Source organism: Chloroflexus sp. (genome assembly GCF_034431535.1).
Taxonomy (GTDB): Bacteria; Chloroflexota; Chloroflexia; order Chloroflexales; family Chloroflexaceae; genus Chloroflexus.
Genome location: NZ_DAOUDC010000077.1, coordinates 1 through 1,528, shown reverse-complemented (window position 1 = coordinate 1,528; position 1,528 = coordinate 1). Strand labels below are relative to the sequence as shown.

Below are 1,528 nucleotides of genomic sequence, written 5' to 3'. Positions count from 1 at the left end.
CGATTGGCAATCATGAGTTCGACCGCGGGCAGCAGCCGCTTGCCGCTTTTATCAATGGTGCACAGAGCGCAACCTTTACACCGCCTATTTCCGGTGGCACGCCCGTAGATGGCGGCAATATCTTCCCGGTGATCAGTGCCAACATTCAGACCGCAGCGTCCTCGCCGCTCAACGGCCTGATTCAACCCAATACGGTCATCACACTTCCTCATACCGGGAAGAAGATCGGTATCTTTGGGCTGACCACGCCAGAAACGGCAATTCTGAGCAGCCCTGGCCCCGGCGTCACCTTCCGCGAAGACCTTGAGGCCGTGGTAGCCGAGCAGGTCGCCGCGCTCCAGGCGCAGAACGTGGACGCCATCATCGCGCTGACCCACATCGGTTATACGGTCGACCTGGATTTGGCACAGAAGACCAGCGGCATAAGCTTGATTATCGGCGGACACAGCCACACGCCGCTTGGCCCGCAGCCGAATGCAGCCGGCCCGTACCCCACGCCTGTCACGAACAAGGACGGCGAAAGTGTGCCGGTGTTTACTGATTGGGAGTGGGGCCGCTGGCTCGGCGAATTTCTGGTTGGGTTTGATGCGCATGGCCGTGTCACGTCTGTTACCGGAGCGCCGGTCGAAGTGGTTGCCGACAGTAGCAAACCGGGCTATGTTGAGCCAAATGCCGCCTTCGAGGCGCGTATCAAGGACGTGTACGCGCCACCGTTGGAACAGTTGCGCAATCAGGAAGTTGGCTCAACTGCCATTGTGCTGAACGGCAATCGGAGCGATGTGCGCACCGGCGAGACGAACCTCGGCAACCTGATTGCCGATGCAATTCTCAACAAGACCAGGCCGGATCTGAGCAAGATTGCGATCATGAACGGCGGCGGCATTCGCACCAGCATTGACGCTGGACCGGTGACGCTCGGCGAAGTGCTGGAAGTATTGCCGTTTGGCAACACCATTGCGCTGGTCGATCTTACCGGTGCGCAGGTCAAAGCCGCGTTGGAGAATGGCGTGAGCCAGGTCGAAACAGCCCAAGGCCGCTTCCCGCAGGTGGCCGGAATCCGATTCACCTTCACCCCGAACCGTCCGGCGGGCGAGCGCATTCTCAGCCTTGAAGTGGCGAACGGCGATACGTTTGTGCCTATTGACCCTGCCACAACCTATCGCGTCGCCACTAACAACTTCATGCTGGGCGGCGGCGATGGATACAGTGTCTTCACCGAAGGCAAGAACAAGGTTGATACCGGCTTCCTGCTGTCTGACGTGGTGGCCGATTACATCGGCACGATTAGCCCGGTCGAAGACAAAGATATACCCGGCAACCGCATCACGCGCGTGAACTATATGTGGCTGCCACTCACAGTGAACATGCGCCAAACGGTATAGCACGTCACGGGTTTTCCCTCACCCTCGCCCCCTCTCCCGTGGCAATGGGAGAGGGGGCGCACACTAGACAAGTGTAACAGCAACCCCGCGCTCGCGAAATGCGTCGACCATGGCGGCGGGTGCGTTCACGTCGGTGATGATCTGCC

The 1,528-nt window shown here is 59.6% G+C and carries 1 protein-coding gene; it reads left to right on the top strand.

Going from position 1 to position 1,528, the window contains the following annotated elements; genetic code table 11:
• Positions 1–1,382 (top strand): bifunctional metallophosphatase/5'-nucleotidase (locus U9R61_RS19455; protein WP_322490470.1); only part of this gene is annotated, 1,382 nt, incomplete at its 5' end.
• Positions 1,383–1,528: the final 146 nt, after the last annotated feature.